Below are 8,611 nucleotides of genomic sequence, written 5' to 3' on the forward strand. Positions count from 1 at the left end.
AGCGTCGATTAATTCCTATATAAAAAGGTATCCGGAAAGAGATATTAAAGGATTAATTGAGAAGTGGGTTGCCAAGATGCAAAGAAGCAATGATTTGTTCGCTCGATTTGAAAACAAAAAAATGAAAATTCGTTATGAAGAACTAGCAACAAATCCAGAATTAGTCGTTGGCAATATCTGTAAATTCCTAGAAATAGATTATCAGCCAGATATGCTGAATTTCTACCAGCACGAACATCATCCGCTGGGTGGAAATGACGGTACTCTTATTTTAGTTGCCAAAGGACAAGGAGAGAAGGGAAAAGAAGCTTTTGTCAATAGTTCTAACTGGAAGATCGATTATTACCGGAATCATAACCTGGGAATTAAGTTAGACGATCGCTGGAAGCAGGAACTAGATCCAGCTATTCAAAGTTTGTTTCAAGAAATAGCGGGCAAAGAGAACGAAGAGTTACAGTGGAATTAAAGTTAATATTATGAATAGAGCGGATAATTTGAATCTGCTTGATAGAAACTTTTGGCAACAGTTGTGGGTCATCGCCAAACCTTACTGGGTTTCGCCAGAAAAAAAGAGAGCGATCGCATTGCTGTTAGCGTTGGTGGTTTTGAGAATAGCGGTCAGTCTAATTCAGGTATACAGAATTTATCTGGAAAGAGACTTTATGACCGCGATTTCTGAAAAGCAAGTTGAAACATTTTTTCAAGTATTATCCGTCTACTTCTGTATGTTTGTCTTAGCTACCCCCATACAGACAGCACGCCGATATGTAGAAGAAAAATTAGGTTTGCACTGGCGCAGGTGGATGACCGATAATTTTCTCAATAAATATTTCCGCGATCGCGCTTACTACGAAATCGAACATAACAACAAAGTTGACAACCCAGACCAGCGAATTTCCGAAGATATCAAATCCTTTACCAAGGGCGCTCTCACATTTTTATTGATTATCATAGGTGAGGGTTTTGACCTGATTCTTTTTATCGGCGTTCTTTGGTCTATTTCTCCTACCCTGGTGACTGTAGTCATCCTATACTCCGGTTTGGGTACTGCGATCGTAGTTTTGGGAATGAGGGTATTAATAAAATTAAACTTTATTCAACTCAAACGAGAAGCTGACTTTCGTTTTGGCTTAATTCATGTGCGAGAAAATGCCGAATCGATCGCTTTTTATCGGGGTGAAGCTCAAGAGTTAGGGCAAGTTAAAGAGCGTTTTAATAAAGTTTACAGCAACTTCGATCGCATCATTAATTGGCAACGAAATCTAGAATTTATTACCAGAGGTTATAACAATATCGATAATGCCATACCAGCTTTAATTGTGGCTCCTATGTATTTTGCCGGACAAGTTCAGTTTGGAGTTATCCTGCAATCAATTAAGGCTTTTAAAAATGTTTTAGAGTCATTGTCAATCATAGTAAATAACTTTGATAATCTCAGCGCTTTTGCCGCTGGAGTGCATCGCTTAACAACTTTTGAAGAAACTTTATCAGCACCCCATTCTTCCCTTTCTGGCGCTACTTCGATCGATACAGTTGTCGATTCTCAGGTGTCTTTGGAACATATTACTTTGTTTACCCCAAAGCAAGAAAAGCTTTTAGTCAGAGATGTTTCAGTTGCGCTACAACCGGGTGAAGGGTTGTTAATTATGGGGCAAAGCGGTTCGGGAAAGAGTTCTTTATTGAGAGCGATCGCCGGTTTGTGGACTGCTGGTACCGGGCGTTTGGTGCGACCGCAACTGGAAGAAATGTTATTCTTACCCCAGCGACCTTATATGCTTTTGGGTTCCCTGCGACTACAGCTATTGTATCCCAACACCGATCGTCATATTCCAGACGATCGACTTTATGAAGTTTTGAAGATGGTAAATTTAGCTGAGTTACCGGAAAGAGTTGGTGGTTTTGATATTGAATTAGACTGGGCAAATATTTTATCCTTGGGAGAACAACAGCGTTTGGCATTTGCGCGACTGCTGCTGACAAAACCGCGCTATGCCATTTTAGATGAATCGACCAGCGCTTTGGATGTCAAAAACGAGCGACTTCTTTATCAACATTTGCAAGCGAACGGTACAACTTTGATTAGTGTCGGTCATCGTCCCAGCTTGTTAGCATTTCACCAGCAAGTTTTGGAAATAGAAGGAAATACTAATTGGCGACTCGTTCCGGCACAAGATTACCAGTAGGGTGGACAATGCCCACCTTAGCCCACCTATAAATTGGGATGAGCGATCGCTCTATCAATGGCCAGAAGAAATCGATTTATAGAGATTCTCAATCATCTTTTCTATCTCTGGCGGCATTGCCGAAAAATAAATGTAAAAACCGCCGCTATCTGACTTCTTCTCTATAACTTTGGCATAGACATCTTCACTAGGTTTGCCTGACTCATCTGCTATTAAAAAGTTCAGTTTGATATTCGTTAAAGGAGGAATCCCACTTTCACAAGTTATCTTTCCTCCCTTAGCCGAAAGCTCTACCAAACAGCCGCTTAACATAGAGTCGCTGACGTGCTTGCCATCCAGGACAGCATATTGCAGGGAGATTTTTTCAGAAAGGGAAAAGTATAGTTCTTCCTGTTTATTTAAATAGAGGTTATACGGTTCGTCGATCCCCCCAATATCGTAGATAGTAATCGGCTCTTTAACTCCTTTCGGTTGTACCTGCTTTTTGCCGTCGATTCTCAGTTTGGCTTTAACTGCATCCAAGGTTGATTGAGATATGAGAATTTGACCTTCTGTGGTATACGATTCGATGCGATAAGTCAAATTCACCTGAGAGCCAACCACACCATACTTAGTGCGTTTGGTTGAACCGATATTGCCCACAACTACTTCGCCAGTGTTGATCCCGATCCCCATTTTTAAGGGCGATACACCTAACTTGTTCATCTCTTCGTTAACGGGAATCATCGCCGACTGCATAGCAATAGCACAAGCAATTGCTCTTTCCGCATCATCTTCTCTACCTGTGGGGGCACCAAATAAAACTAAAATGCCATCGCCCATAAATTCATCAATGGTACCCTTATATTCGGTAATGACATCAGCCATATATCCCAAATAAATGTTGAGAATTTTAACTACTTCTTCCGGAGGCAATCGTTCGGATGTGGCTGTGAATCCTCGTAAATCCGAAGTTAATATGGTAATTTTTCGCCGTTCGCCGCCGAGTTTAGCTCCGGTGGGATTTTCTAATAGATTGGCGACCACATCATCGGTGAGATAGCGACCGAAAGTTTTGCGAATATCTTTGGCGGTTTTAGCAACATAAGCGGTGATAGCTACAACAGAACCTCCCATTGCCAAAAGCGAGGGAATTACGGGAATCCACCAGCCATTTATAAATGCTAAAAAACTGCCACCGATCAGACTGCCGCCAGCAACTACAAAGCCAGTAGATAGGAGGAGGACTTCTTTTTTCGTGACTCCCATATCTCGCTGTACCCAAGCCAATGCAGCGCCTACTACCGCCCAAGCTAAAATCCACAGCCACTCAAGGGGTTCGCTCCAAGATTGGATGGCACTCCGACCGTCAATCGCCGCGCTCAAAAGGTGACTGGCTATATTGGCGTGGATTTCTACTCCCGGCATTTGTTGTAGAGATCCGAATTGAGCGATGCTGTAGGGTGTGTAGAAGAGGTCGTTGAGACTGCGAGCGCTGGCACCAATTAATGCTATGCGATCGCGCATCAGCTGGGGTGGAATTTTGTTTTCCAGCACTTCTGTCATCGTGATGCGGGGAAAAGTCCCCGCAGGCCCGCGATAGTTTAAGAAAATTTGGTAGCCTTTATCTTCTGCATTAATATAGCTGCCATCATTACCATTAAAAGGAACAAGTACAGCCTTACCCAGCTTGTATTTCTGCTGCGATCCATCCAGAATCTCTGGCTTAATGCCTTCCTTGTTCAGATATGTTAAAGCTAGCTTTACTCCCAATCCGTCTAAAGTTGCTTCGTTCTCGTATAAAGCTCGATCCTTCGTGACTGGCACAGTTAAATAAAATCGGCGAATTACGCCATCTCCATCCCACGGGAAATCGTTGGCGGCAACTTGGTCGGGATATTTTAATCCTGGCGGTGCGCTAACTGTGTCCTGCTCAATATTACCGGCGACTTTCCTGACGCCAAAGAGATTAGGCGTACTCGCATACAGATTGCGTAACGCCTGATAACCCGGTTCCACAGGCTTTTCTTGCTTCAGTAAATCGGGTGAAGTCTTAAACAAGTTCACCAGATTCTCGTAGTCTGGGGGTACTTGCAAATCTCGATACAAATCGAGGCCAATCGCTCTAGGTTGCTGTGCCTTAATATTACCCAGCAATTTAGCCAGAACAGCATCAGGCATTGGCCATAGTTTGACTTTGCGGACATCGGCTTCCGTGATATCCACGATAATTATGCGATCGTCAACTGCTTCTCTGGGACGCAGGATAAAAAATCGATCCAGCAATGTCAACTCGAATATTTGTAAAAATCCGATCGAGCGCATAAGCAGCACTATTATCGTGACGCTAGGAGCAGCGATTAATATGCCCCGCCATTGCCAAAGAAACTTTTTGAGGTTTGTTCGCATAGCTTTTATTTGCCCGATGATTAATTATCCCTTGTTCCGCAACTGTTTAGCAGAGTAGCTTTGAATATATTCTGGCTCTGCTCGATCGCCTCAGATAGAGGTATGAGCCGCTCTTTTAAGTTTCCACTATTGACAAAATATTCTGCTTGTGTTAACTTACTCAAACTCATCGGTGCTTTTAAGGCCAAATTAGCTCCAAAAAGCAACTGTTAACAAAGTATATTTTGCCATAGCTTGAGTTAAGTTACTTCCGATCGCGCTTTTGGTTTTTTACAGTTATAGGTTAAATCATTTTAACTAGAGCTTCTATAAAATTCACTAGAGCTTGTATAAAATTTTATAAACCTTGCTTGCAGTCTGTTCCGTAATTAGTGATATTCTACGTTTTAGGTATATTAACCTTAAAGGTTGATACACACAGGATTTTAGGTATTGTTGTATCTAAGGATACTCATTTTGCCAAACATAGCAGTAACTGAAAAAAATGGACTGGCTAACGCAAGAAATCTTAACCCAATTATTTAACCTGTTCACAGCTAGTTTGTTTAAACTGGGAGATTATTCTGTATCGATTAGTTCAATATTTGTACTGGTAATATCGCTATTAATAGCTATTTTTACTTCTAAGGCTCTTAGTAATTTCCTGAAAGAGCGGCTGCTGGTCAGAATGGGAATTGACGAGGGAAACCGGGAAGCGATCGCCGTAATCGTTCGTTACGCAACAGCAGCTTTAGGCATCCTGATCGTATTACAAAGCATTGGTTTTAACCTGGCTTCTCTAGCCGTATTAGCCGGAGGTTTAGGAGTGGGGCTGGGCTTCGGCGTCCAAGATTTAACCACCAACTTTGTCAGCGGTTTGACATTATTGGTCGATCGACCGATCAAGGTGGGAGACTATATTGAACTAGAAAATATCACGGGAACAGTCAAGAAAATATCTATTCGTTCAACTATCATCAATACCAATGATGATAGCTCGGTGATTGTTCCCAACAGCAGCATGATTGGCAACAAAATTGTTAACTGGAGCTACGATAGCTCCTACTGCTGTCTCCGGATACCCGTAGTAGTAGCCGATGATAACGATCCCCTGCTAGTGACTGAATCACTTTTAAGCGCTGCTTATATGGAATCGGCAATTTTATACAACCCCAATCCCAGAGTGCTGTTTGTAGGTTTTACCGGACAGGGCTTTAAATTTGAACTTTTAGCTTGGCTTGACAAACCCAATAAAATAGAATTAATTAAAAGTTCTTTGAATTTTGCCATTGAATACAATTTCCGTGAAAATGGCATTAAATTTCCCACGGACGACAGAAATTTGTGGTTCCAAAATCCAGAGGTTTTCGCACCCTTGTTGCAGAAACAAAGCTCAACGAAAATCGACCCAAAAAAAGAAACGGATATTACTGCAAGTGGCGATTCAGCTTTACAGATAGCGCCTATTCCAGCCAAGCAATTGCCTCTCCACGATTTATTGCGCCAAATAGTATATTTTCAAAATCTTAACGACTTAGAACTGCGGCAATTCATTGAAGCTGGTTATCGGCAACGCTTGGTGCCATCCCAAATTTTATTTCGCGAAAACGACCCAGGAGATGCGTTTTTTATCATTTTGGAAGGAACTGTAGAAGTTTTTGTGGAAAAAATTAACAAACACCTTGTCAACCTGACTGTGGGTCAATTCTTTGGAGAGCTGGCTTTGATGCTTGGAATTCCGCGCACTGCGACTGTAAGGGCCATAGAAGAAACCATTTTATTCGCTATAAACAAAGCTGGTTTCCAACAACTTTTACAAGAACATCCTGAGTTATTCGAGGAGATCGTTAAAGCATTAGGGAACCATCAAGAAGAACTAACGGCTAGACAAAAACAGCTACGAGAAATGGGTTTGGTCGATACAGCAGAAGACGACCAAAACCCTGTGGCTTGGGTGAGAAAGCGGCTGCAAAATCTTTTCAATCTTTAACTCAGTCATCGACTGCTTGCAAGTTCTCACCCTATGCAAGGATTTTGGATTGGCTGGGCAATGAGCAGACAAAGCTTGAAATTCGGAAAAAATTTTTGAAGATTACCCTTGAAATGGGAGGCTTGAAACCGCTTTTTCGATCCCGGATGAGAGCCAAGGCCCTTAAAATCACATTACTATAAATTGTCCAGCTAATCGTTCCAGTCAACCCCACAGCAAGTTAGAATTTTTTAATAATTTCTTCCCTAAAGAGGGTGATATTTTACGCGAGTAGTGGTAAAGAAAGGCATATCGTTGATAGAATACTACCGGAGAGTTAGGCCGTGTTATAGATTGTGATGACATTGCTTGAGCGTACCCAAACTGGGTACTGCATTCACTGACACTAACAGCTAAATATTTGAGGCAGGCACCAATGGTTCCTATTTTAAGCTTTGCAACCGCGCTCCCGGGATTTTTACCATCTCTACCAAATAACTTTGCCTTTTTCCTCATCGTATTGATCGGGGGGGGAATTGTAGCTTTTGTACTGTACATATTGCTCTTTTACGTGCTGCGAGCGTTGTTTCGCCAAATGGAAAACGATGCAGCCCTCGTCAGCTTGAGTGTTTCTCGCGGTCCAGTTCTAGTCATTTTCATACTGCTCAGCTTAAAAATTGCATTTGAGCAATTGAGCGGCGAAGGAATTCTGGGTTGGCTGGAAAAAACAATCGACGGATTCCTGATCCTGTGCGTTACTCACTGGATTTCTCAGTTATTTACTCAAGTTGTCGTCTATTACTTGAAAGCCTATGCCCGCAAAACTGAGGCGGTCTGGGACGACGTATTAATACCTATCCTCGATCGCACTATCCCCGTCCTAGCTTACCTGCTCGGTTTCTCCCTTTTCTTGCAAACATTAGGGGTTGACCTCACAGGAATCGGCTTAGCGGTAGGCAGTATTACCGTTGTAATTGGTTTAGCGGTCAAAGATATTTTAGCAAACTTCTTCAGCGGGTTAGTTTTGTTAGTCGATACGCCCTTTCAATTTGGCGATGTCATCTCCGCGAACGGGTCACTAGCAGTCATCAAAAATATCGGCATCCGCGTCACCAAACTCTACATGATCGATACCCACTGCGAAGTGTATGTGCCAAATTCGTCTTTGGGAAATCAAGACATCATTAACCTCAGTCGTCCTACTCCTCACTACGCTTATTCAATCAAAATCGGAGTCCGAGTAGATGCCGACCCGGTTGCCGCCACAAAAATCTTGAAAGAAATTGTGCTCGGACATCCAGATACATTGGGTACTCTTGAGGAGAAGCTGCAATTTTTAGACAAATTTTATGTTTGGGATGAAGCACAGCCAGGTAAGCTTTCCAAAAAGGAAGCCGGACGCATCCGCGTGTTGGCAGAAATTGATGTGAACAAACAACTGCAAAAAATTGAAGAAGAAGTAGAGGATTTGGTTAACAAAATCAAAAGTCTTGAAAGAGGCGGATTGGATCTGGACGAGCTCAAAGTAGTTCTGAAAGAATACTTAGATGTGGTGAACTTGGTTGGCTTACGAGTAGTAACAGAACGCAAAGGCAAGCGGGTGCGCTCTCGACTAGAGGAACAACAAGAACCTGCTCTGAAAACATCGCTGATCGGATTGATTAGAACCTGGTACGAAGCCTGGTTAAAAGACCCAGACTTGGTAGCGGAAGATCGCTTGATTTTACCAGAGGAATGGGAACAAAAAATTGAAGTTCTGAAGACCAAAATGAACAAACTTTATCAAAAAATGGCCAACCCCGGCGGAGATGAAACCAGGTTGGATGATTACGCAGTAAAGTTTGTAGAGTGGTTGCGAGAGAACTTCAAAGAGTCCAAAAATGCTTGGAAAGAGCCGAAGGTTCGACTGGATAACATCACTGGTGGCGGTATGGAATTTACCGTAAAATACTACGTTGACAATATCAAGTTAGAACATTGGGAGCGAGGCTACCGCGTCAACAACGAAGTGCGAAGAGAAATGATCAGGCGCTTGAGACAAGCTTACATTTACAACTCATAAAACATTCAAATTGCAGGGCTTGTTGAGAAG

General features: G+C 42.4%; 6 protein-coding genes. 4 read left to right on the plus strand and 2 right to left on the minus strand.

The window, feature by feature from the left end; translation table 11 throughout:
- Both H6S82_RS10055 and H6S82_RS10060 read left to right on the plus strand, forming a co-directional pair.
- The coding region (locus H6S82_RS10055) for a sulfotransferase (RefSeq protein WP_199317877.1) at window positions 1-466 on the plus strand (466 nt) is incomplete at its 5' end.
- 10 nt (window positions 467-476) lie between these two features.
- Entirely contained in the window at window positions 477-2,183 is a 1,707-nt protein-coding gene (locus tag H6S82_RS10060; RefSeq protein WP_190464799.1) for an ABC transporter ATP-binding protein/permease, read from the plus strand.
- A gap of 54 nt (window positions 2,184-2,237) precedes the next feature.
- On the opposite strand, the gene H6S82_RS10065 is transcribed toward H6S82_RS10060, so the two are convergent.
- Window positions 2,238-4,571, minus strand: a complete 2,334-nt coding sequence (locus H6S82_RS10065; protein ID WP_190464798.1) for an adenylate/guanylate cyclase domain-containing protein — start codon at window positions 4,569-4,571, stop codon at window positions 2,238-2,240.
- Window positions 4,572-4,591: 20 nt separating this feature from the next.
- On the minus strand, window positions 4,592-4,759 hold the full coding sequence (locus tag H6S82_RS10070; protein WP_191056190.1) for a hypothetical protein: 168 nt from the start codon (window positions 4,757-4,759) through the stop codon (window positions 4,592-4,594).
- Between the two features lie 296 nt (window positions 4,760-5,055).
- On the opposite strand from H6S82_RS10070, the gene H6S82_RS10075 reads away from it, so the two are divergent.
- Both H6S82_RS10075 and H6S82_RS10080 read left to right on the plus strand, forming a co-directional pair.
- Entirely contained in the window at window positions 5,056-6,540 is a 1,485-nt protein-coding gene (locus H6S82_RS10075) for a mechanosensitive ion channel domain-containing protein (RefSeq protein WP_190464797.1), read from the plus strand.
- Window positions 6,541-6,955: 415 nt separating this feature from the next.
- Window positions 6,956-8,581 carry a mechanosensitive ion channel family protein gene (locus H6S82_RS10080; protein ID WP_190464796.1) on the plus strand — a complete coding sequence of 542 codons (1,626 nt, stop codon included), beginning with the start codon at window positions 6,956-6,958 and terminating at the stop codon, window positions 8,579-8,581.
- Window positions 8,582-8,611 lie beyond the last annotated feature (30 nt).

The organism is Planktothrix sp. FACHB-1355 (assembly GCF_014748295.1).
GTDB lineage: Bacteria > Cyanobacteriota > Cyanobacteriia > Cyanobacteriales > Aerosakkonemataceae > Aerosakkonema > Aerosakkonema funiforme_A.

Bases quoted from the DNA above. Each gene is read 5' to 3' on its own strand.
- H6S82_RS10060 (WP_190464799.1), top strand. From the start codon at position 477: ATGAATAGAGCGGATAATTTGAATCTGCTTGATAGAAACTTTTGGCAA.
- H6S82_RS10065 (WP_190464798.1), bottom strand. From the start codon at position 4,571: ATGCGAACAAACCTCAAAAAGTTTCTTTGGCAATGGCGGGGCATATTA.
- H6S82_RS10075 (WP_190464797.1), top strand. From the start codon at position 5,056: ATGGACTGGCTAACGCAAGAAATCTTAACCCAATTATTTAACCTGTTC.
- H6S82_RS10080 (WP_190464796.1), top strand. From the start codon at position 6,956: ATGGTTCCTATTTTAAGCTTTGCAACCGCGCTCCCGGGATTTTTACCA.